At 72.0% G+C, this 20,889-nt stretch carries 23 protein-coding genes; 17 read left to right on the top strand and 6 right to left on the bottom strand.

Going from position 1 to position 20,889, the window contains the following annotated elements; all coding sequences use genetic code 11:
• The first annotated feature begins 181 nt into the window (after nucleotides 1-181).
• From ASG91_RS20440 to ASG91_RS20435, 3 genes are all read left to right on the top strand, one after another.
• Nucleotides 182-280 carry a 30S ribosomal protein bS22 gene (locus ASG91_RS20440; protein ID WP_003792170.1) on the top strand — a complete coding sequence of 33 codons (99 nt, stop codon included), beginning with the start codon at nucleotides 182-184 and terminating at the stop codon, nucleotides 278-280.
• Nucleotides 281-382: 102 nt separating this feature from the next.
• Nucleotides 383-1,432, top strand: coding sequence for an NAD-dependent epimerase/dehydratase family protein (locus ASG91_RS19680; protein ID WP_056924351.1), 1,050 nt, complete (start codon nucleotides 383-385; stop codon nucleotides 1,430-1,432).
• Nucleotides 1,432-2,853, top strand: coding sequence for a lysophospholipid acyltransferase family protein (locus ASG91_RS20435; protein WP_082594382.1), 1,422 nt, complete (start codon nucleotides 1,432-1,434; stop codon nucleotides 2,851-2,853). Before ASG91_RS19680 ends, ASG91_RS20435 begins: the two co-directional genes overlap by 1 nt.
• Before the next feature lie 30 nt (nucleotides 2,854-2,883).
• On the opposite strand, the gene ASG91_RS19670 is transcribed toward ASG91_RS20435, so the two are convergent.
• From ASG91_RS19670 to ASG91_RS19660, 4 genes are all read right to left on the bottom strand, one after another.
• Entirely contained in the window at nucleotides 2,884-4,050 is a 1,167-nt protein-coding gene (locus ASG91_RS19670; RefSeq protein ID WP_056924350.1) for a DUF5667 domain-containing protein, read from the bottom strand.
• Nucleotides 4,038-4,175 carry a hypothetical protein gene (locus ASG91_RS20845; RefSeq protein WP_157606445.1) on the bottom strand — a complete coding sequence of 46 codons (138 nt, stop codon included), beginning with the start codon at nucleotides 4,173-4,175 and terminating at the stop codon, nucleotides 4,038-4,040. Before ASG91_RS20845 ends, ASG91_RS19670 begins: the two co-directional genes overlap by 13 nt.
• Before the next feature lie 61 nt (nucleotides 4,176-4,236).
• Nucleotides 4,237-5,013, bottom strand: coding sequence for a sigma-70 family RNA polymerase sigma factor (locus ASG91_RS19665; protein WP_235545801.1), 777 nt, complete (start codon nucleotides 5,011-5,013; stop codon nucleotides 4,237-4,239).
• 175 nt (nucleotides 5,014-5,188) lie between these two features.
• Entirely contained in the window at nucleotides 5,189-5,998 is an 810-nt protein-coding gene (locus tag ASG91_RS19660; protein WP_056924348.1) for an HAD family phosphatase, read from the bottom strand.
• A 129-nt stretch (nucleotides 5,999-6,127) separates the two neighbouring features.
• Between ASG91_RS19660 and ASG91_RS19655 the strand changes: the two genes are divergently transcribed.
• From ASG91_RS19655 to hemB, 6 genes are all read left to right on the top strand, one after another.
• Nucleotides 6,128-6,409: a glutaredoxin family protein gene (locus ASG91_RS19655; RefSeq protein WP_056924410.1), complete on the top strand. Its 282-nt coding sequence runs from the start codon at nucleotides 6,128-6,130 to the stop codon at nucleotides 6,407-6,409.
• A gap of 133 nt (nucleotides 6,410-6,542) precedes the next feature.
• Entirely contained in the window at nucleotides 6,543-7,262 is a 720-nt protein-coding gene (locus tag ASG91_RS19650) for a redox-sensing transcriptional repressor Rex (RefSeq protein WP_056924347.1), read from the top strand.
• The gene (locus ASG91_RS19645; protein WP_056924346.1) at nucleotides 7,259-8,569 is read left to right on the top strand and encodes a glutamyl-tRNA reductase; all 1,311 of its coding nucleotides are present in this window, start codon (nucleotides 7,259-7,261) and stop codon (nucleotides 8,567-8,569) included. The genes ASG91_RS19650 and ASG91_RS19645 overlap by 4 nt, the downstream gene beginning before the upstream one ends.
• A complete protein-coding gene (gene hemC, locus ASG91_RS19640) occupies nucleotides 8,566-9,669 on the top strand; it encodes a hydroxymethylbilane synthase (protein ID WP_371262072.1) in 1,104 nt (367 codons plus the stop codon). The genes ASG91_RS19645 and hemC overlap by 4 nt, the downstream gene beginning before the upstream one ends.
• Nucleotides 9,666-11,324, top strand: a complete 1,659-nt coding sequence (locus ASG91_RS19635; RefSeq protein WP_082594378.1) for a bifunctional uroporphyrinogen-III C-methyltransferase/uroporphyrinogen-III synthase — start codon at nucleotides 9,666-9,668, stop codon at nucleotides 11,322-11,324. Before hemC ends, ASG91_RS19635 begins: the two co-directional genes overlap by 4 nt.
• 5 nt (nucleotides 11,325-11,329) lie before the next feature.
• Entirely contained in the window at nucleotides 11,330-12,325 is a 996-nt protein-coding gene (gene hemB / locus ASG91_RS19630; RefSeq protein ID WP_200961377.1) for a porphobilinogen synthase, read from the top strand.
• Nucleotides 12,326-12,381: 56 nt separating this feature from the next.
• Here the strand turns inward: hemB and ASG91_RS19625 are convergent, their stop codons facing one another.
• The gene (locus tag ASG91_RS19625; RefSeq protein WP_056924344.1) at nucleotides 12,382-12,915 is read right to left on the bottom strand and encodes a YceI family protein; all 534 of its coding nucleotides are present in this window, start codon (nucleotides 12,913-12,915) and stop codon (nucleotides 12,382-12,384) included.
• Between the two features lie 116 nt (nucleotides 12,916-13,031).
• On the opposite strand from ASG91_RS19625, the gene ASG91_RS19620 reads away from it, so the two are divergent.
• Genes ASG91_RS19620 through ASG91_RS19585 form a run of 8 tightly spaced genes read left to right on the top strand, consistent with a single transcriptional unit; the run spans nucleotide 13,032 to nucleotide 19,932 of the window.
• On the top strand, nucleotides 13,032-13,574 hold the full coding sequence (locus ASG91_RS19620) for a MarR family winged helix-turn-helix transcriptional regulator (RefSeq protein ID WP_056924343.1): 543 nt from the start codon (nucleotides 13,032-13,034) through the stop codon (nucleotides 13,572-13,574).
• A gap of 55 nt (nucleotides 13,575-13,629) precedes the next feature.
• Nucleotides 13,630-14,985 (top strand): glutamate-1-semialdehyde 2,1-aminomutase, encoded by a 1,356-nt coding sequence (gene hemL / locus ASG91_RS19615; RefSeq protein ID WP_056924342.1) that lies wholly within the window; start codon nucleotides 13,630-13,632, stop codon nucleotides 14,983-14,985.
• Nucleotides 14,982-15,632 carry a histidine phosphatase family protein gene (locus ASG91_RS19610; RefSeq protein ID WP_371262071.1) on the top strand — a complete coding sequence of 217 codons (651 nt, stop codon included), beginning with the start codon at nucleotides 14,982-14,984 and terminating at the stop codon, nucleotides 15,630-15,632. The genes hemL and ASG91_RS19610 overlap by 4 nt, the downstream gene beginning before the upstream one ends.
• Nucleotides 15,629-16,234: a TlpA disulfide reductase family protein gene (locus ASG91_RS19605; protein WP_056924341.1), complete on the top strand. Its 606-nt coding sequence runs from the start codon at nucleotides 15,629-15,631 to the stop codon at nucleotides 16,232-16,234. The genes ASG91_RS19610 and ASG91_RS19605 overlap by 4 nt, the downstream gene beginning before the upstream one ends.
• An 11-nt stretch (nucleotides 16,235-16,245) precedes the next feature.
• The gene (locus ASG91_RS19600; protein ID WP_056924340.1) at nucleotides 16,246-17,001 is read left to right on the top strand and encodes a cytochrome c biogenesis CcdA family protein; all 756 of its coding nucleotides are present in this window, start codon (nucleotides 16,246-16,248) and stop codon (nucleotides 16,999-17,001) included.
• A 1-nt stretch (nucleotide 17,002) separates the two neighbouring features.
• A complete protein-coding gene (locus ASG91_RS19595) occupies nucleotides 17,003-18,676 on the top strand; it encodes a cytochrome c biogenesis protein ResB (protein WP_371262070.1) in 1,674 nt (557 codons plus the stop codon).
• On the top strand, nucleotides 18,673-19,632 hold the full coding sequence (gene ccsB, locus ASG91_RS19590; RefSeq protein ID WP_056924339.1) for a c-type cytochrome biogenesis protein CcsB: 960 nt from the start codon (nucleotides 18,673-18,675) through the stop codon (nucleotides 19,630-19,632). Before ASG91_RS19595 ends, ccsB begins: the two co-directional genes overlap by 4 nt.
• Nucleotides 19,633-19,932 carry a DUF4229 domain-containing protein gene (locus ASG91_RS19585; RefSeq protein ID WP_056924338.1) on the top strand — a complete coding sequence of 100 codons (300 nt, stop codon included), beginning with the start codon at nucleotides 19,633-19,635 and terminating at the stop codon, nucleotides 19,930-19,932.
• 24 nt (nucleotides 19,933-19,956) lie between these two features.
• Here the strand turns inward: ASG91_RS19585 and ASG91_RS19580 are convergent, their stop codons facing one another.
• Nucleotides 19,957-20,832, bottom strand: a complete 876-nt coding sequence (locus tag ASG91_RS19580; RefSeq protein WP_056924337.1) for a 1,4-dihydroxy-2-naphthoate polyprenyltransferase — start codon at nucleotides 20,830-20,832, stop codon at nucleotides 19,957-19,959.
• Nucleotides 20,833-20,889: the final 57 nt, after the last annotated feature.

Raw genomic sequence — 20,889 nt, 5'->3', positions numbered from 1 at the left:
TGGCGAGTTGTGTCGGGCTCGCGACCCGCCCGTGGCGGATCCCCGCCACGAGCCCGGTTACGGCGCACGTGCCGAAGCGGGTTTGGGTGGTGGGGGCGCGGGCCGCTAGAGTGACGTCCACAGTTCGGCGTGGTGCGTTCGTTGCCCCGTCCGGCAACACGACCACGACCAAGAGGACATCATGGGCTCTGTCATCAAGAAGCGCCGCAAGCGCATGGCGAAGAAGAAGCACCGCAAGCTGCTTCGCAAGACGCGCCACCAGCGACGCAACAAGAAGTGACCGAAGGCCCCCGCCGTGCGGGGGCCTTTGTTCTGCCCGCCTCCGGCCGCTGGGATGGACGTCACGCTCACGCCGGTGAGTCCGGTCGGTAGGGTCTGCACTGTGGCTGAAGTCGTACTCGTGACGGGCGTCTCGAGGTATCTCGGGGGGCAGTTCGCTCGCGCCCTCACGGCCGACCCCTCGGTCAAGCGGGTCATCGGCGTCGACGTGATCCCGCCGCCCGGCGACATCGGCCGGGCCGAGTTCGTGCGCGCCGACATCCGGAACCCGATGATCGGCAAGATCATCGCGCAGTCCGAGGTCGACACCGTCGTGCACATGAACGTGATCGCGACGCCGACGCACGCCGGCGGACGGACCTCCCAGAAGGAGATCAACGTCATCGGCACGATGCAGCTGCTCGCTGCGTGCCAGAAGGCGACGAGCATCAAGCGCCTGGTCGTGAAGTCGTCGGCTGCGGTCTACGGTTCCAGCCCGCGCGACCCGGCGATGTTCACCGAGGAGATGGGCCCGAAGTCGTTGCCCCGAGCGGGATTCGGCAAGGACTCGGTCGAGGTCGAGGGCTACGTGCGCGGCTTCTCACGCCGTCGCCCCGACGTCGAGATCTCCATGCTGCGCTTCGCCAACATCATCGGTCGCGGCATCCGCACCTCGCTGACCGACTACTTCGCCCTCCCGGTCGTCCCCGTCCCGTTCGGCTACGACGCCCGGCTCCAGTTCGTCCACGAGAGCGACGCGATCGCCTCGCTGCTCGTCGCCACGACGGGCGTCAGCAGCGGCATCACGAACATCGCCGGCGACGGCGTCATCACGATCGCGCAGGCCGCCGGCATGGCCAGACGCCCGATCGTGCCGGTGCCCATGCCCGCCGCAGGCATCTTCGGCAACCTCGTCAAGCGCTCGGGCCTCGCCGACTTCAGCAGCGACCAGATCCAGTTCCTGGCCTACGGGCGCGGGCTCGACACCCGGCGGATGCGCGAGGTGCTGGGCTTCGAGCCCGCCTACACGACGCGGTCCGCCTTCCAGGACTACGCCCACGGCGTCGGGTCAGCTATCCCCGGGGCGGGGATGTTCGGCGCGGCTGTCACCGGTGCCGCCGGGAGTGCCGCCAGCGCGATCAGCCACGTGTGGGCTGCAGGGAGGAACGACTGATGGCCTCGACGTCAGGCGCCAAGGCGTCGAAGAAGCCGACCGCCCGCAAGGGCGCGCTGGCGGCCGGAGCCGCCCGCGCCTCAGGGGAGCGGGCCAAGCGACGCAGCACGCCGCTCATCGCGGCGGTGGACCCGACCGCGGCCCCCTCCGAGACCAAGGCCGGCAACGCGCCCGAGACGGCAGGAGCCGAGACCTCCGCCGGCCGCGCGACGCAGGACCGCCCGGCCCCGCCGACCTCGAGTGGCAAGCACCGTCCCCGTCCGGTGGCCAAGGCGGTGCCGACCCGCAAGGCGGTGTCGCGCTCCGGCGCCCGCACCGCCAACCCCGCCAGGTCGAGCGGGTCCACCGGGCCCGCGCGCGAGGCGACCGGCGCTGGGAAGCCGGCCGCGCGGCATACCGAGGCGCCGAAGGTGCGCGCGCTCAAGGCGGTCACGGACGACGTCGTCCCCGAGGTCGTCGACCCGAGCGCCGGCGCTGGTGCTGGTGCTGGTGCTCGGAGCGTGGCCCCCGGGGTCGAGGAGCTGCTGACCGCCGGGATCGCCGCGGTGCGGGTGGCGTCGGAGGCGGCGGGCATCTCGCCGGACGACGTCGAGCGCCACATCGCCTCGCTGCTGTCGTTCGTGCGGCGACGGGTGACCGGCGACTACACCGTCGACGAGTTCGGGTTCGACGAGGACTTCACCCGGCACTTCTACCTGCCGGTGCTGCGTCCGCTCTACCGGTCGTGGTTCCGGGTCGAGGTGCGTGGCATCGAGAACATCCCCGCCGAGGGCGGCGGGCTGGTGGTGGCCAACCACTCGGGCACCATCGCGATGGACTCGCTGATGACCCAGGTGGCAGTCCACGACGAGCACCCGTCGCACCGGCACCTGCGCATGCTCGGCGCCGACCTCGTCTTCCAGACCCCCGTCATCGGGCAGGTCGCCCGCAAGTCCGGCTCGACGCTGGCCGCCAACCCCGACGCCGAGCGGCTGCTGTCCAGCGGTGAGCTCTGCGGTGTGTGGCCGGAGGGCTTCAAGGGTGTCGGCAAGCCGTTCAGCGAGCGCTACAAGCTGCAGCGGTTCGGGCGCGGGGGGTTCGTCTCGGCCGCCCTGCGCACCGGTGCGCCGATCATCCCGTGCTCGATCGTCGGCGCCGAGGAGATCTACCCGATCATCGGCAACATGAAGACGGTCGCGCGGCTGCTGGGGGCTCCCTACGCGCCGATCACCCCGACCTGGCCGTTACTCGGACCGCTCGGCCTGATCCCGTTGCCCAGCAAGTGGATCATCGAGTTCGGGTCGCCGGTGGAGACGGCCGACCTCGGCCCCAACGCCGCGGACGACCCGATGCTGGTCTTCGACCTCACCGACCAGGTGCGCGAGACCATCCAGCAGACGCTCTACTCGCTGCTGATGCAGCGGCGTTCCGTCTTCTTCTGACCGACTTCGGCCGTCAGGGGAGGGCCGCCGTCAGGGGAGGGTCAGCGTCACGCCCGGCAGGGTGACCGGGCCGAGGGTGCTGCTCGGGACGGTCGCGCTCACGCTGCCGGTGCCCAGGCTCACCGTGGGGAGCGGCACCGTGGCCGTCGCCGACGGGACGACCGGCACCGAGACGCTCAGCGTCGGCAGCCCCACGCTGGCGCCGGTGGTGCCCACGCTCGCGCTGCCACCACCTCCGCCGACGACCGGGCCAGACGGGCTCGAACCGCCGGGCACGGGCACGCCGCCCGGCACGGTCACCGCGGTGTCGGGGACGGTGACCCCACCCGAGGAGGACGCGGTGGGGGAGCCCGAGGGGGCCGTGGTCGCGGACCCGGGCAGCGACGACGGCCCGAGCGGTGAGGAGGCGAAACCGCTGCAGGCGCCCCCGCAGGCGGCGATCCGCCGGGAGGTGCTCTGCTCGGTGTCGCGCAGCAGGGCTTCGAGGGCGGCCAGCTGGGGCAGTGTCGCCGGCGGCAGCTCGGTGCGCAGGGCGTCGAGCTGCGGGAGCGTGCGGGCGGTGAAGTCGCGCATGGCGAGCAGGGCCTGCGGGTTGCCGGTGGTGGCGTAGGCGGTGTCGAGCGCCTGGCGGCCCTTGCGCACGGATTCGGTCGCGGCGGTCAGGGCGGTGTCGATGTCGCCGATGTCCCTGCTGCCCTCGGCGAGCGTGCGGGCGTCGGAGACGTGGTCCTGCGCCTGCGAGAGGTAGGTCTGGCCGCGCTCGAGGTCGCTGTCCGCGAGCCGCACTGCGACTCCGTCGAGCCAGCCCTTGACGGGGTAGAGCGCCTGGCCCGGGACGGCGCTGCGTGAGGCGACGCCGACGACCCCACCGACCAGGAGCACCGAGGCGGCGGCGCCGGCCAGCAGCCTGGGCAGCCCGCGACCGACCACGACGACGACGGGAGTGGTGCGGGACGCGGCGCGGCGCGCTGCGGCAGCCTTCGCGGCCACCGGGCTGGGCGCCGGCATCCGGCCCGCCTCGGCCATCAGCCGCTCGCGCAGGGTGGCCACGAACGCCGCGTCGGCGGCCGGGACTGCCGAGGTCATGGCCACGAGGTGGCGGCTGGTCTCGACCAGCTCGGCGAGACCCTCGTCGGTGATGCGCTCACCCTCCAGGGCGCGCTGGAAACGGTCCGCCGAGCGGTTCAGTACTGGCATGCCGGCTTCTCCCTCCCCAGCCCTGCGGCGACCCGTCCGGGGATCGTGCTGATCCGGGCGGCGGTGTCGATGACGGTCTCTCGCGCTGAGAACGAGCGGCGACCCCGGAAGTTACGCGTCGACACGTAGCGAAATGCGCGGGAACCCCGGCCCGGCCCGACGGACCCCGCGCGCACGGCGACCGCCTCAGATGTCGACATCGGCGAGCTCCCGGTGCAGGGCGCGGACGGCGCGCAGCTGGAGCTGCTTGACGGCCCCTTCGGACTTGCCGAGCACCTTGGCCGTCTCGGCGAGGGTGAGGCCCTGGAGGAACCGCAGCACCACGCACTCGGCCTGCTCGGGCTTGAGCCCCTTCACGGCCGCGAGCAGCCGCTCGTTGCGGAGCCGGTCGAGCACCTCGTGGTCGGGGGCGGCCTCCACACGCGGGTCGGCGTCGAGCATGTCGGCGGTCGAGACCTCCATCCGGAACCGCGCCGACTTGGCGTTGTCGGTGATCAGGTTGCGGGCGATGGTGATGAACCACGCCGCGATGTCGCGCCCCTGCCAGGAGAAGGAGTCCATCCGGCGCAGGGCGCGCAGGAAGGTCTCGGAGGTGATGTCCTCGGCGAGCTGCCGGCCACCCACGCGCACGTAGACGTAGCGGTAGACGACGTCCACGTAGCGCTCGTACAGCAGGCCGAACGCCTCGCTGTCGCCGCGCTGCGCGAGCTCCACCAGCGCAGAGATCCGTTCGAAGTCCTGTGGGGCCTCGCCCGGCCCGAACCCGGCCCTCGCTGCCGACCCACCCTGGCCGGACCCACCTCCGGACAGCGTGCCGGCGTCGCCGGCGATGGTGAGCAGCACCCGGAGGCTGTCGAGGAAGTCCGCGGTCGCCGGGCCCATCCCGTGGTTGCCGGCGCCGGCGTAACCGATCGCCGGGGCGCTCGTTGCCCAGACCGGAACGCTTCGGGCAGGACGGAGCACCGCGAGTCGACTCGCGGCGCTGCGACGTGCACGGATCCGGATGGGGGCCTCCTGACCGGGACAGTTTCCCCGATATCGGGCAGATTGTCAGGAGACCTGCGCCACACCCCGCAATTATCACGCCACACGGCAGGCCAGTGGCCCCGTCCGCACGCAAACAGAGGTATGCCTCGGGCTAGCGGGACCGGCGGCGAGCCGCAGCCGCGGCCAGCGCCCCCGCGAGCGCGGTGGCCCCGACGGCCTGGACCCCGACCCTGGCCGCGCGACGCCCTGTGCGGTAGTCCCGGATGGTCCAGCCGTTCGCCCGGGCGTGGTCGCGCAACGCGCCGTCGGGGTTGATGGCGCAGGGGTGCCCGACGAGGGAGAGCATCGGGATGTCGTTGGCCGAGTCCGAGTAGGCCGAGCAGCGGCTCAGGTCGAAGCCGCGCTCGGCGGCCATCGCCTCGATCGCGGTGGCCTTGGCAGCGCCGTGCAGCGGCTCTCCCGCGAGGCGGCCGGTGTAGACGCCGTCGACGGACTCGGCCACGGTGCCCAGCGCGCCGGTCAAGCCGAGCCGGTCGGCGATCACCTGGGCGACCTCCACCGGGGTCGCGGTGACGAGCCAGACCTCCTGGCCCTCGTCAAGGTGCATGCGGGTCAGGGCCTGGGTGCCGGGCCAGATCTTGTCGTGCATGGCCTCGTCGAAGATCTCCTCGCCGATGGCGCCGATCTCGGCCACCGAGTGCCCGGCGATGAAGCCGAGCGCCTGCTCGCGGATCTTCTCGACGTGGTCGAGGCTCTCCCCGAGGGCCGCGAAGCGCAGCTGCTTCCAGGCCATCGAGCTGACGTCGCGGGCCGTGAAGAAGTCGCGGCGCCAGAGCCCGAGCGCGAGGTGCCAGATGCTCGCGCCGCGCATGACGGTGTTGTCGACGTCGAAGAACGCGGCCGCGGTCGGGTCCGCCGGGACGGTGAGCGCCTGGTCCAGCTCGCTCACCCGATCCGTCATGACGACCAGCCTAGGAGAGCTGTCGGGACGCTGTGCACCGCCCCGGACGCCTGGGGCAGTGCACAGCGTCGCGAAGCACCGTGCCCCGTGCTGACCTCCATGGGTGCGCACGCGGCATACGCTCGGGGTGTGTCCGGTGCCCCCACGCCTCCCGCGCCCACGCCCACCGAGGTGCGCATCACGCTGGTGAGCAAGCCGGGCTGCCACCTCTGCGACGCGGCCCGCGCCGTCATCGACCGGGTGGCCGCCGACCTCGGGGTGGGCTGGGTGGAGCGGTCGATCGAGGACGACCCGGCGCTCAGGGAGCAGTACTGGGAGCAGATCCCGGTGACCTTCGTGGACGGGCGCCAGCACGACTACTGGCGGGTCGACGAAAGCCGCCTCCGGGCCGCGCTCACCCGCTCGACGTGACGCGGCTCACGTGCTCGATGAGACGGCTGCTTGTGACTTTGTGCATCCGTTCACAAAAGCGTAATCTGCAGAGGCTCCCATCCGCCCCAGCCAGGCGCGGACTGCCAGTGATGAGAAGGAGCCGGAAAAGACTGTGTCTGCCGACCCGAGCGCCCGTCGGGGTATTCCCGACGCCACGGTCGCACGGCTACCCGAGTACCTCCGTGCCCTGACCGGCCTGGCGGAACGCGGGATCACGTCGGTGTCCTCCGAGGAGCTGGCCTCCGCCGCAGGCGTCCGCAGCGCCAAGCTCCGCAAGGACCTGTCCCACCTCGGCTCCTACGGCGTGCGCGGGGTCGGCTACGAGGTCGACCACCTGGCCTACCAGATCTCCCGTGAGCTCGGCCTCACCCAGGACTGGCCGGTCGCCATCATCGGCATGGGCAACCTCGGGCACGCGCTCGCGGCCTACAGCGGGTTCGCCACGCGGGGGTTCCGGGTGGTGGCCCTCCTCGACCAGGACGCCGGACTGCTCGGCCAGGAGATCGCCGGCATCACCGTGCAGCCGATGACCGTGCTCGACGAGCTGGTGGCGGAGCAGGGCCTGGCCATCGGCGTCATCGCCACGCCCGCCGCCTCCGCGCAGGAGGTCTGCGACGCACTGGTGGCCGCGGGGGTCCGCTCCATCCTCAACTTCGCCCCGTGCGTGCTGGTCGTGCCCGACGACGTCGACGTGCGCAAGGTGGACCTGTCCACCGAGCTGCAGATCCTCGCCTTCCACGAGCAGCGCAAGGCGCTCGCCGCCGAGGGTGCGCTCGGTGCCGTCGCCCTCGAGCCGGTCAAGCCCGAGCTCAACCGGGTGGTGGGTCGATGAGCCTCGTGATCCTGGGCCTGTCCCACCACACCGCACCCCTGTCGCTCCTCGAGGCGATGACCCTCGACGCCGCCGGTCGGCGGACGCTGTCCGCGAGCCTGACCGGTCGCGAGAACCTCACCGAGGCGATCGTGGTGTCCACGTGCAACCGCACCGAGGTCTACGCCGAGTCAATGACCTTCCACGGTGCGGTCACCGACATCGCCGACGCGCTCACCGAGGTCACCGGGGTGCCCCGTGACGAGCTGCGCGAGCACCTCTACGTCCACTACGAGGACCGCGCCATCGCGCACGCCTTCACGGTCGCCTGCGGGCTGGACTCGATGGCGGTGGGCGAGGCCCAGATCCTCGGCCAGATGCGCACTGCGCTGCGTGAGTCGCAGAAGTCGGGACACGCCGGACCCGCCCTCAACACCTTGTTCCAGCAGGCCCTCCGGGTCGGCAAGCGGGCGCACACCGAGACCGGCATCGACGCGGTCAGCGTCTCGCTCGTCGAGGCCGGACTGGCTCGCGCCGAGCGCGAGCTGGGCCCGCTGGCGGGTCTCAAGGTGCTCGTCGTCGGCGCCGGCGGCATGAGCTCGCTGGCCGCGACCACCGTGTCGCGTCGCGGCGCGGCGGGTCTCACCATCGTCAACCGCACCTTCGCCAAGGCGGCGCGGCTGGCCGAGCGCACCGGCGCCAGCGCGCGCCCCTTCGACGACCTGTCCGCCGCCCTCGCCGGCGCGGACGTCGTGATCTCCTGCACCGGCTCGACCGGCGTGGTGGTCGACCTCGCGACCGCCGGCGACGCCCAGGTGGCCCGGGGCGGTCGCCCGCAGGCCTACATCGACCTCGCCCTGCCCCACGACGTGGCTCCGGAGGTCGCCTCGCTCAGCGGGGTGACCCTCGCCGGGCTGGCCGCGCTGGGGGAGGAGCTGTCCGGCGGGCAGACGCCGCCGCAGGTGAGCGAGGTGGCCGACCTCGTCATCGGTGAGGTCGCGGCATACCTCACCTCACGCGCCGCCGAGAGCGTCGCACCGACCGTGGCCGCGCTGCGCTCGCACGCCGCCGACGTCGTCGCGGGCGAGCTGACCCGCCTCGACCAGCGGCTGCCCGACCTCGACGAGGTGGCCCGCGCCGAAGTGCAGCTCGCGGTGCACCGCATCGTCGAGAAGCTGCTGCACACGCCGACCATCCGGGTGAAGGAGCGCGCCGTGGGCGGCCAGGGGGCCGACTACGCCGAGGCGCTGCGCGAGCTGTTCGACCTGCGCCCCGGCGAGGCCGCCACCGCGTCGGTCCCGCCGCCCGAGCGGGGAGGTATGCCGTGAGCGCACCTGCCGCCACCCCGCTGAGCCTGCGCCTGGGCACCCGCCGCAGCGCGCTCGCGACCACCCAGTCGACCTGGGTCGCTGACCTGCTGCGTGCCCAGGGGCACACCGTCGAGCTCGTCGAGATCGTCACCGAGGGTGACACCTCGACCGCGTCGCTGGCCTCGATCGGTGGCACCGGGGTCTTCGCCGCGGCGCTCCGTCGCGCGCTCCTCGCCGGCGAGGTCGACTTCGCCGTGCACTCCCTCAAGGACCTGCCCACCACGCCCGAGCCCGGGCTCGTCGTCGCAGCCGTCCCGGTCCGCGAGGACCCCCGTGACGTCCTGGTGTCCTCCGGAGGGCGGACGCTGGGTGAGCTGGGCGAGCGCGCCGTGGTCGGCACCGGTTCGCCGCGCCGCGTCGCCCAGCTCGCGGCGCTCGGCCTCGGGCTGTCCTTCAAGGACATCCGCGGCAACGTCGACACCCGCATCGCCCTCGTCCGCGACGGCGCCCTCGACGGCGTCGTGCTGGCCCGGGCCGGGCTGGCCCGGCTCGGCCGGCTGTCCGACGTGGCCGAGGCCATCGACCCGCTCCAGATGCTGCCGGCCCCCGGCCAGGGTGCGCTGGCCGTCGAGTGCCGCGCCGACGACCTCGTGACGCGGGGTGCGCTCGAGGTCCTCGACGACGCCGACACCCGCGCCTGCGTCACCGCCGAGCGGGCCGTCCTGGCCGCGCTCGAGGCGGGCTGCTCCGCACCGGTCGGGGCGCTCGCGGAAGTCGTCGAGGGCGAGGACGGACTCGAGCTGTCGCTGCGGGCCTTCGTCGGCGCCGTCGACGGGTCCTTCGACCTGCGGCGCTCGCTCGTGGGCCGGGCCGACGACGGCGAGGCCCTGGGCCGACGGCTCGCTGCCCTCCTGCTCGAGGACGGCGGCGACCTGCTGCGCGGTCCTGAAGACCGACCACCAGCCGCACCGACGCCGTCCGGCGACGGTCCGGCGAGCCGCCTCCCCGAGGCGCCGCCGCCAGACCCACCCGGGGCGACCGGACCCGATCCGCTCGCCGGCCCCGACAGCAGCACCGACCGCAAACCCGAACACGACAGCACGGAGCGTGCACTGTGAGCCCCACGCGCTCGACCACCACCACCTCTACCTCCTCGAGCAACACCAGCCCGACCGCTCGCCAGAGCCGGGTCCCGGGACGCGTCGCCTTCGTCGGCGCCGGCCCCGGCGACTCCGGGCTCATGACGGTGCGCTCGGTGGAGTTCCTCGCCGCCGCCGACGTGGTCGTCATCGACCAGGTCGCCCGTGAGGACGTCGTCAGCCGCTACTGCCGGGAGGGCGTCGAGGTCATCGACGCCGGTCACGGCGACCACGGCCAGCCACTGACCCACGCGATGCGGGCCAAGCTGGTCGTCAAGGCCGCCAAGTCCGCCTCGGGCGGGCTCGTCGTCCGGCTGATGGACGGCGACCCCGGCACCTTCAACGGCCTTGCCGAGGAAGCCCTCGCCTGCCAGAAGGCCGGCATCGGGTTCGACATCGTCCCCGGGGTCAGCGCCGTCTCGGCGGTGCCCGCGTACGCCGGCATCCCGCTGACCTCGAGCAGCTCGCCGGCCGTGCACGTCATCTCGGCGAACGACCGGCACGTCGACTGGGCCGCCTCGGTGGCCGAGTCGGTCACGGTCGTGCTCCTGGGCCAACCCGACGACCTCGGCACGGCCCTCGGCAAGCTCCTGGCCGCCGGCCGCCCCGCCGAGAGCCCGGTCGCACTCACCGAGCGTGGCACCACCATCCGCCAGGCCACCCGCGTCACCACCCTGGGCGAGGTCACCAAGGTCATGAAGACCCTGGAGTTCCCGGCCCTGGCCGTGGTTGGCTCGACCGTGGCCCTCCGCGAGAACCTCTCCTGGTTCGAGACCAAGCCGCTGTTCGGCTGGAACGTCCTGGTGCCCCGCACCAAGGAGCAGTCCGGCTCGACGATCGCCCGGCTCGAGTCGTACGGCGCGACCGCCGAGGTCGTCCCGACGATCTCGGTCGAGCCGCCGCGCACGCCCCAGCAGATGGAGCGCGCGGTCAAGGGCCTGGTCACCGGTCGCTACGAGTGGATCGGGTTCACCTCGGTCAACGCCGTGAAGGCGGTGCGGGAGAAGTTCGAGGAGTTCGGTCTCGACGCCCGCGCCTTCGCCGGCCTGAAGATCGCCGCGGTCGGGGGGGTCACCGCCGATGCCCTGCGCGAGTGGGGCATCGTGCCCGACCTCGTGCCGTCCGGTGAGATGTCGGCGCACGGTCTGCTCGAGGAGTGGCCGCCGTTCGACGAGGTGCTCGACCCCATCAACCGGGTCTTCCTGCCGCGGGCCGACATCGCCACCGACACCCTCGTCGCGGGCCTGCAGGAGATGGGCTGGGAGGTGGACGACGTCACGGCATACCGCACCGTGCGCGCCGCGCCGCCGGCCGCCCACATCCGTGAGGCCATCAAGGGCGGGCAGTTCGACGCGGCGGTGTTCACGTCGTCCTCGACGGTGCGCAACCTGGTCGGCATCGCCGGCAAGCCGCACCCGTCCACCGTGATCGCGTGCATCGGCCCGGCCACGGCCAAGACCGCCGAGGAGCACGGCCTGCGGGTCGACGTCCTCGCCCCCGAGGCGTCGTCGGACTCGTTGGTCGACGCGCTGGCCGACTACGGCCTGGGGCTTGCGGCGGCTGCGGCGGAGGCCGGCGAGCCGGTCGTGCGCCCGAGCGCCAAGAAGTCCGCGTCGCGCCGTCGGGCCAAGTAGCCCGCATGACTGACCACTCGCAGCCGGTGGGGCCGGTGATCCGGCCCCGTCGGCTGCGGCAGTCCGTGGCCATGCGGCGGCTGGTCGCCGAGACCCGGCTCGACCCCGCCGAGCTCGTACTGCCCGTCTTCGTCCGCGAGGGCATCGACGCACCCCAGGCGATCTCCGCGATGCCCGGGGTCGTCCAGCACACCCTCGAGTCGCTGGTGGCGACCGCCCGTGAAGCGGCGGACGCCGGGGTCGGCGGGATCATGCTGTTCGGCGTGCCGGTCGACAAGGACGCGGTCGGGTCCGGCGCGGATGACCCCGACGGCATCCTCAACGTCGCCCTGCGTGCCGTCCTCGACGCCGTCGGGAGTCGGATCGTCGTGATGGCCGACCTGTGCCTCGACGAGTTCACCGACCACGGCCACTGCGGGGTCCTCAGCGCAGACGGCCGCGTCGACAACGACGCCACCCTCGACCGGTATGCCGCGATGGGCCTCGCGCAGGCCCGCGCCGGTGCCCACGTGCTCGGCCTCTCCGGGATGATGGACGGCCAGGTCGCGCACGTGCGCGACGCGCTCGACGCCGAGGGGTTCACCGACACGGTGATCCTCGCGTACGCCGCGAAGTACACCTCGGGTCTCTACGGCCCCTTCCGCGAGGCGGTGCAGTCGTCGCTCGAGGGCGACCGGGCCACGTACCAGCAGGACCCCGCGAACGCGACCGAGGCCCTGCGCGAGCTCGAGCTCGACATCGCCGAGGGTGCCGACATCGTGATGGTCAAGCCGGCCATGCCCCACCTCGACATCGTCGCCGCAGCCGCTGCGGTGTCGACGGTGCCGGTCGCGGCCTACCAGATCTCGGGGGAGTACTCGATGATCGAGGCCGCCTCCGCCAACGGCTGGATCGACCGCGAGCGGGCGCTGATGGAGTCGCTGCTCAACATCCGGCGCGCCGGAGCGCAGATCATCCTCACGTACTACGCCCTCGAGGCCGCCCGCCTGCTCCGGGCATGACGAAGGGCCGGCTCCCCCGAGCCGGCCCTCCGTCAGACTGTGGTGCTGTGCGCTGGTCAGGCAGCCTTGGTGAGCTGGATGTCCAGGTTGAGCTTGACCTTCTCGGAGACGAGCACGCCGCCACCCTCGAGGGCGACGTTCCAGCCGAGGTCCCAGTCCTTGCGGTTGATGTCGGCGGTGGCCTCGAAGCCGGCCTTCTCGTTGCCCCACGGGTCGGTGGCCAGGCCGGTGAACTCCAGGTCGAACGTGACCGGCTTGGTGACGCCCTTGATGGTCAGGTCGCCGGTGAGCGAGTCCGGGGTGACCTCGGTGGAGGTGAAGCTCATGGTGGGGTTGGCCTCGGCGTCGAAGAAGTCGCCGGACTTGAGGTGGGTGTCGCGGTCCGCGGAGCCGGTGTCGACCGAGGCGATCTGCGCCACGGCGGTGACCTGCGACTCGGTGATGTCGTCGCCGACCTTGACGGTGCCCTCGAACTCCTTGAACTGTCCGCGGACCTTGGTGACCATGAGGTGACGGGCCACGAAGCCGATCTCGCTGTGCGAGGCGTCCACGGTCCAGGTGCCGGCGGGGAGGTCGTTGATGCTTGCCATGAATATCTCCTGTAGGGGGGTCTGCGTCCGGGACGGTCCCATCCGCTTCATCTCTTCGAACGTAGCAGACTTCATTAATATTTCAACTAACTGTCCACCTGTCATACTTCCTGCTCATGAGCACCCCATCGGGTGAGCCGCAGTGGCTCAGCGAGGACGAACAGCGGGCCTGGCGTGCCTATCTGCGCGGGAGTCGGCTCATCGAGGAGGCCCTCGACCGCGACCTGCAGTCGCACGGGGTCCAGCTGACCGAGTACGAGATCATCTCGATGCTCTCCGAGAGCCCGGGGCGCCGGTTGCGGATGTCCAGCCTGGCCGACCTCGTCGTGCAGTCCCGCAGCCGCCTCACCCACACGGCCACCCGACTCGAGAAGCGCGGCTGGGTCGTGCGCGAGTCCTGCCTCGACGACAAGCGCGGCGTCGAGCTGGTCCTCACCGAGCGCGGCTGGCAGGCCGTGCAGGACATGGCGAGGGTGCACGTCGCCAGCGTCCGACGGGCGGTGCTCGACCCCGTGCCCCCACCGCTGTTCTCGGCGCTGGGTGAGGCGATGGACCTGATCCGCAGCGCCCTGGCCCCCGGCGGTGCCGACGGCGAGCACCCCGCCGTGGCCCGCGAGGCCCGGGCCCACGAGGCCACCGCCCCGCACACCAGGCTCTGACCCCACCGCCCCGCCCCCTGCCGTCGCACTCAGGCTCGGCTGGGACAATGGCGCCATGACTGGCGCCCGCACGGCATACCCCTTCGACGCACCTGCCTCACAGGCCCTCCTCGAGCGAGCCCTCGCGGTGACCCCGGGCGGGGTGAACTCGCCGGTGCGCGCCTTCCGCGCCGTCGGGGGGACGCCACGGTTCATGGTGTCCGGCAACGGCCCCTACCTGACCGACGCGGACGGCCGCGAGTACGTCGACCTGGTCTGCTCGTGGGGTCCGATGATCCTCGGGCACGGCCACCCGCAGGTGCAGCGCGCGGTGCTCGACGCCTCCGCCCGCGGCTTCTCCTTCGGCACGCCCAGCGAGAACGAGGTGGCCCTCGCCGAGGAGATCGTCCGCCGCGTCGAGCCGGTCGAGCAGGTGCGGCTCGTATCCAGCGGCACCGAGGCGACGATGAGCGCGATCCGCCTGGCCCGGGGCTACACCGGTCGCTCGCTCGTCGTGAAGTTCGCCGGCTGCTACCACGGGCACGTCGACTCCCTCCTCGCGCAGGCCGGCTCGGGGGTGGCGACGTTCGCGCTGCCCGACTCCGCCGGGGTCCCGAAGGAGATGGCCGCCGAGACCATCGTGCTGCCGTTCAACGACCTCGATGCCGTGGCGGCCGCGTTCGCCGAGCGGGGCAGCGAGATCGCCGCGCTCATCACCGAGGCGTCGCCCGGCAACATGGGGGTGGTGCCGCCCGCGCCCGGCTTCACCGAGGGGCTGCGCCGCATCACCGCCGCCCACGGGGCCCTCCTCATCTCCGACGAGGTGATGACCGGGTTCCGGTGCAGCGAGGCGGGGTGGTTCGGCCTCGAGGCAGGCGAGCAGGGGTATGCCGCGGGGCCGCCGGACCTCTTCACGTTCGGCAAGGTGATGGGTGGCGGGTTCCCGGCCGCGGCCTTCGGTGGACGCGCCGACGTGATGGCCCTCCTGGCCCCGCTCGGGCCGGTCTACCAGGCGGGCACCCTGTCGGGGAACCCGGTGGCGACCGCCGCCGGCCTGGCCACCCTCGAGCTGTGCACGCCGGCTCTCTACACGCGCCTCGACGAGGTCGCCGACGCCCTCACGGCCGGGCTCGGCGAGCAGCTCGGCGCGGCCGATGTCCCGCACGTGATCCAGCGGGCGGGCAGCATGTTCAGTGTCTTCTTCCGGGACGGCGCGGTGCGCGACTACGACGAGGCGAAGGCCCAGCACGTGCCGGCCTACTCGGCGTTCTTCCACTCGATGCTGAGCCAGGGGGTCTACCTCCCGCCGAGCGCGTTCGAGTCGTGGTTCGTCAGCGGGGCGCACGACGAGGCGGCGGTCGACCGGGTGCTCGCGGCGCTGCCCGGCGCGGCGTCGGCGGCCGCCGAGGCGTTTGCGACAATCGACTCGTGACCAGCCAAGCCGACCGCACCGTGGTGCACCTCATGCGCCATGGTGAGGTGCACAACCCCGACGGGGTCCTCTACGGACGCCTCGACGGCTACCACCTGTCCGACCTCGGTCACGAGATGGCCCGGACGGTCGCCGACCACCTCGCCGACCACGACGTCACCCACGTCGTCGCGTCGTCGCTGCTGCGCGCCCAGGAGACGGCCACGCCGGTCGCGGAGGCGCACGGGGTCGCGATCACCACGGACGACCGGGTGATCGAGGCAGCCAACGACTTCGAAGGGCAGCTGGTCGGCGGCATGAGCCCGCTCGACTTCGTCCACCCGTCGCACTGGTCCAAGCTGGTCAACCCGTTCCGTCCCTCGTGGGGCGAGGCCTACGCCGAGATCGCCGAGCGGATGTCGGCGGCGATCGCCGACGCACGCAGCGCCGCGCGTGGCCACGAGGCGGTGATCGTCTCGCACCAGCTGCCGATCTGGACGACGCGCAACGCGCTGATGGGCAAGCGCCTGTGGCACGACCCGCGCAAGCGGGAGTGCCGCCTCGCCTCGCTGACGACGCTCACCTACGTGGGCGACGAGCTCGAGTCGCTCACCTACTCGGAGCCCGCTGCGTCGCTCCTCGCCCAGTCCCACGGGGGCACCGGGTGAGCCGCGGACGACCTCTGCCGGGTGCGGCTGCACTGCTCGTGGCTCCCCTCCTGCTCGTGGCCCTGTCCGGGTGTAGCGACGACCCGAACTCCATTGCAGCACAAGCGAAGTCGGGCAACCGCCAGGGCTACATCTCGGGCGACGGCAACATCGAGACCATCGCGGTCGGCGACCGCAAGAAGCCGGTTGCGCTCACCGGCACGACCCTCGACGCCAAGGAGTGGTCCTCGCAGGAGGCCGTCGGCAAGGTCGCCGTGCTCAACCTCTGGGCGTCCTGGTGCCCGCCGTGCGAGACCGAGGCGCCCGACCTCAAGAAGGCTGCCGAGACCTTGACCGCGGGCGACAAGCCCGTGGTCTTCATGGGCATCAACTACCGCGACAACCCCGACTCCGGTCGCGCGACGGCGGCCCGCTGGGGCATCCCCTTCCCGTCGCTCGACGACCCGAGCGGTCGGACCATCCTCTCCCTGCAGGGCAAGGTCACCTCGCCGCCCACGACGCTGGTGCTCGACCGCCAGGGCCGGATCGCTGCCCGCGTCAGCGGGGCGGTCACGACGTCGACGCTCACCGGGCTGGTCGACGACGTCCTGGCCGAGCAGTAGAACGCGACCTGATGACTGCTGATGCCGCGAACACGGTGAGCTCCGGCGCCCTGCCGGTGGCGATGGCCGTGGCCCTCCTCGCCGGCCTGGTGTCGTTCGCGTCGCCCTGCGTGCTGCCGCTCGTGCCTGGGTTCCTCGGCTACGTCACCGGGTTGTCCGACGAGTCGCTCGCCGACCGCAAGCGGCACCGGATGGTCCTCGGGGCGCTGCTGTTCGTCCTCGGCTTCACCGTCGTCTTCATGACCACCACCGTCCTCATCGCCGGGGTGGTGGGCTCGACCCTGATCGAGCACCGCGAGGCGCTGATGCGGGTCGGTGGGGTCGTGGTGATCCTGATGGCCCTGGTCTTCATCGGCGCCGGGACCCAGCGGGAGCTCAAGCTGCACCGGCGCCCGGCGTCCGGCCTGGCCGGCGCGCCACTGCTCGGAGCCGTCTTCGGCCTCGGCTGGGCGCCCTGCACCGGTCCCACGCTCGGCGCCGTGCAGGTGCTGGCCGCCGCCTCCGGCAGCGACTCGGCCGTCACCCGGGGGGTCGTGCTCGCGCTGCTCTACTCGCTCGGGCTCGGAGTGCCCTTCCTGCTGATCGCCGCGGGTTACGAGCGGTTCGGCCGGGTCTCGGCGTTCCTGCGGAGCCGGCAACGCGGCATCCAGCTGTTCGGTGGGGCGCTGCTCTTCGTGGTCGGCGTCCTGCTCGTCACCGGGCTCTGGGACACCCTGACCCGCCACCTGCAGACCACGCTCGTCAACGGCTTCCGGACGGTGATCTGACGTGACCGACAGCATCACCCAGCCCACCCTGGGCCCGATCGGCTGGCTGCGCTGGATGTGGCGCCAGCTGACCAGCATGCGCACCGCGCTCTTCCTCCTGCTGCTGCTCGCGGTCGGGGCGGTGCCGGGGTCGATCTGGCCGCAGCGCAGCATCGACGCGGCACGCACGGCCGACTACATCGCCAACCACCCGAAGGCCGGGCCGTGGCTCGACCGCCTCGGCTTCTTCGAGGTCTACGCCTCGCCGTGGTTCGCGGCGATCTACCTGTTGCTGTTCATCTCGCTGGTCGGTTGCGTGCTGCCGCGCAGCAAGGTGCACTGGAGGGCGATGCGCTCGGCTCCGCCGAAGGCCCCGGCGCGTCCCGCGCGGCTGCCTGCCGGTGGCACGGTCGAGGTCGCGGCGACCGAGGACGAGGTCGTGGCCGCGTCGCGGGAGCTGTTGCGCGCCAAGCGGTTCCGTCTCGTGTCGCACGACGACGCCTCCGTGAGTGCCGAGAAGGGGCACCTCAAGGAGACCGGCAACCTCGTCTTCCACCTGTCGCTGATCTTCGTCATCGTCGGCGTCGCCATCGGGCACCTGTTCGGGTGGAAGGGCGACGTGATCATCCCGGTCGGCCAGTCCTTCGCCAACACCCTCGCGCGCTACGACACGTTCAGCCCGGGGCCCTGGGTCGACCCGGACAGCCTCTCGCCGTTCGAGCTCACGGTGGACCAGCTCGACGCCACCTTCGAGGAGAACGTCACCGGGCGTGGCCAGTTCGGCTCGCCACGCGACTTCACCGCCCACGTGACGACCAAGGCGACGCCGTCCTCGCCCGACCGGCAGTCGACGATCAAGGTCAACCACCCCCTCGAGATGGACGGCGCGGGGGTATTCCTCCTCGGCAACGGCTACGCCCCGGTCATCACGGTCCGCGACGCCAAGGGCGACAAGGTCTACAGCGCGCCGACGCCGTTCCTGGCCCAGGACAACAACTACAAGTCCGTCGGGGTCGTGAAGGTGACCGGCGCCCAGCCGAAGCAGCTCGGGTTCTCCGGGCTGTTCCTGCCGACCGCCACCATCGACAAGGAGCTCGGCCCGATCTCGGTCTTCCCGGACGCGAAGAAGCCGGCGCTGGCCCTCACCGTCTACGAGGGGGAGCTCTTCCCGGGTGGGCGGCCGCAGTCGGTCTACCTGCTCGACACGGCCAGGATGACCCAGCTCAAGAGCGACAAGGGCGACCCGCTGCGGATCTGGCTCGAGCCGGGGCAGACCTACCAGCTGCCCGACGGACGGGGCAGCATCAGCTTCGACGGGGTGGAGCGGTTCGCCGGGCTGTCGATCCGCCACGACCCGGGCAAGTACGTCACCCTGGTCGCCGCGCTCCTCGCCCTCGCCGGGCTGATCTGCTCCCTGGTGGTCCGACGCAGGCGGGTCTTCGTGCGGGTTTCCCCCGCCACGGCGCCGGGTCGTACCGTGGTAGCCGTCGGCGGCCTCGCGAAGGGCGACGACGACGGGCTCCAGGAGCTGGTCGACCAGCTGGTCGCCGACCTGGAGACCCGGTTCGGCACCGAACCGGGTCGCGGGCCCGACCCTGGAACAGAGCCCGACCCTGGAACAGAGCCCGACCCTGGAACAGAGCCCGACCCGGAACGCGAGCCCGAGCTGGACAGCAGATTGGACGCACGAGGATGACCAACGAGAGCCTGGCCGGCTACGCCAACCTGAGCCTCTACTCGGCGATGGCGGTCTTCACGATCGCGATGGTCTGCCACGCCGTCTACCTGGCGGCTCTGCTCCCGGCCCGCGACCGGTTGCGCGCCGGCGCAGCCGAGCGCGACAGGCAGCTGGTCGGCGCAGGGGCTCCCCTGCCGGCCGAGGCACCGGCCCGGCCCGAGCTGTCCTCCCGTGCGGCGAAGGCGGCCGGGATCGGCTCGACCACGACCTGGCTCGGCGGCTTCCTGCTGTTGCTGTCGGTGGCCCTGCGCGGGGTGGCCGTGCACCGCTGGCCGCTGGGCAACATGTTCGAGTTCGCCGTCATGGGCTCGATGTTCACCGTGCTGGCCTACTCGATCTGGTCGACCCGGCGCGACCTGCGCTGGCTGGGGCTGTTCATCACCGGACCGGTGCTGCTCGTCCTCGGCATGGCCGTCGCGGTCTGGTACACCGAGGCTTCCGAGCTGATGCCTTCCCTGCGCAGCTACTGGCTCGTCATCCACGTCACCGTGGCCACGCTGGCCACCGCGGTGTTCACGATCGGGGCCGCCCTGAGCGTGGTCTACCTGCTCAAGGACGCGTTCGAGCGGTCGGGGCGGGCCAGCGTGCTCGACCGGTTCCCCGAGACCCCTGCGATCGAGCGGACCGCCTACAGCCTGCACATCGTCGCCTTCCCGCTCTGGACGTTCACCCTCATCGCCGGCGCCATCTGGGCGCGCCAGGCCTGGGCGTCCTACTGGAACTGGGACCCGAAGGAGGTCTGGACCTTCGTCATCTGGGTCGTCTACGCGGCATACCTGCACTCGCGGGCGACCAGTGGCATCAGCCGCCAGACCGCGACCTACATCGCTCTCGCGGGCTACGCCTGCATCATCGTCAACTTCGCCGTGGTGAACGTGTTCTTCGTCGGCCAGCACTCCTACTCGGGGCTGTAGATGCTGCGCTACTCCGTCCTGCGACTGCTGATCTTCTTCGGCGTGCTCTCGCTGCTGTGGCTGCTCGGCCTGCGTGACCAGGACCAGCAGTGGATGCTGCTCGTCCTCAGCGCGCTGATCTCGATGGTGCTGTCCTACTTCGTGCTCGCCCGGTTCCGCGAGGAGAGCACCGCCGAGCTGGCCCGGCGGATCGAACGCCGTGCGGCGGCCAAGCAGGCCGGCACCCCGGCGGTCAGTGGCGCCGACGAAGCGGCCGAGGACGCCGAGGACGAGCGCGGCGGACCGGTCGAGTACCGCTGACCGACCCGCTGGCTGCTGACCGGCTCAGCCGCTGAAGGCGATCCCGACGGCCAGCAGCACGGCATACCCGACCTCGAAGAGGCCGGTCGCGGCGAGCACCGGCACGAGGTCACGACCGGTGGCACCGGTGCGCAGCGCCTGGAAAGGCTTCCAGAGCAGCCCCAGCGACAGGACCGCGAGCCAGGCGAGCGGGTGCTGGAGCGCAACCACGACCACCATCGCGACCGCGATGAGGACCAGCAGCGCGTAGAACCAGCGGGTTCCCTTGTCGCCGAGCCGGACCGCGAGGGTCAGCTTGCCGCTCTCCCGGTCGGTGGGGATGTCGCGCAGGTTGTTGACCACGAGGATCGCCGAGGCGATGGCGCCGACCCCGACGGCCCCGGCGACGCCGACCCAGCTGAGCTCCTTGGCCTGTGTGTAGAGCGTGCCGAGGGTGGCCATCAGCCCGAAGAACAGGAAGACGTAGACCTCACCGAGCCCGCGGTATCCGTAGGGGTTGGCACCGCCGGTGTACTTCCACGCGGCGAGGACGGCCAGCGCGCCGAGCGGGATCATCACCCAGGCCTCGCTGAGGGCCACCAGGGCCAGGCCGACGAGCGCGGCGAACCCGAAGAACGCGAACGCCATCAGCTTGACGTTCGCGGGGTCGGCGAGGTGCTGGCCGACCAGCCGCACCGGGCCAACCCGTTCGCCGTCGGTGCCGCGGATGCCGTCGGAGTAGTCGTTGGCGTAGTTGACCCCGACCTGCAGCCCGACGGACACCAGGAGGGCCAGCAGGCCGAGCCCGAGGTCCGCCCGGTCCAGCGGGACGGCGGCGGCGGTCCCCACGACGACGGGGGCGATGGCGGCGGGGAGGGTGCGCGGGCGGGCGCCGGCGATCCACTGGTTCAGGGTGGCCATGGAGGGTGCTGTTCTCGCTCGAGGTGGTGCGGGCAGGTGCGGGTGGTGCGGACGACG

The sequence above is a fragment of the Phycicoccus sp. Soil802 genome (assembly GCF_001429605.1).
GTDB lineage: Bacteria > Actinomycetota > Actinomycetes > Actinomycetales > Dermatophilaceae > Pedococcus.
This window is presented reverse-complemented; position numbering and strand designations above follow the sequence as displayed.

Coding starts and splice junctions, on each gene's coding strand:
- hemB (WP_200961377.1), top strand. CDS start 11,330: ATGACTGACCACTCGCAGCCGGTGGGGCCGGTGATCCGGCCCCGTCGG.
- ASG91_RS19660 (WP_056924348.1), bottom strand. CDS start 5,998: ATGACGGATCGGGTGAGCGAGCTGGACCAGGCGCTCACCGTCCCGGCG.
- ASG91_RS20440 (WP_003792170.1), top strand. CDS start 182: ATGGGCTCTGTCATCAAGAAGCGCCGCAAGCGCATGGCGAAGAAGAAG.
- ASG91_RS19600 (WP_056924340.1), top strand. CDS start 16,246: ATGACTGCTGATGCCGCGAACACGGTGAGCTCCGGCGCCCTGCCGGTG.
- hemL (WP_056924342.1), top strand. CDS start 13,630: ATGACTGGCGCCCGCACGGCATACCCCTTCGACGCACCTGCCTCACAG.
- ASG91_RS19585 (WP_056924338.1), top strand. CDS start 19,633: ATGCTGCGCTACTCCGTCCTGCGACTGCTGATCTTCTTCGGCGTGCTC.
- ASG91_RS19620 (WP_056924343.1), top strand. CDS start 13,032: ATGAGCACCCCATCGGGTGAGCCGCAGTGGCTCAGCGAGGACGAACAG.
- ASG91_RS19670 (WP_056924350.1), bottom strand. CDS start 4,050: ATGCCAGTACTGAACCGCTCGGCGGACCGTTTCCAGCGCGCCCTGGAG.
- ASG91_RS19645 (WP_056924346.1), top strand. CDS start 7,259: ATGAGCCTCGTGATCCTGGGCCTGTCCCACCACACCGCACCCCTGTCG.
- ccsB (WP_056924339.1), top strand. CDS start 18,673: ATGACCAACGAGAGCCTGGCCGGCTACGCCAACCTGAGCCTCTACTCG.
- ASG91_RS20435 (WP_082594382.1), top strand. CDS start 1,432: ATGGCCTCGACGTCAGGCGCCAAGGCGTCGAAGAAGCCGACCGCCCGC.
- ASG91_RS19625 (WP_056924344.1), bottom strand. CDS start 12,915: ATGGCAAGCATCAACGACCTCCCCGCCGGCACCTGGACCGTGGACGCC.
- ASG91_RS19580 (WP_056924337.1), bottom strand. CDS start 20,832: ATGGCCACCCTGAACCAGTGGATCGCCGGCGCCCGCCCGCGCACCCTC.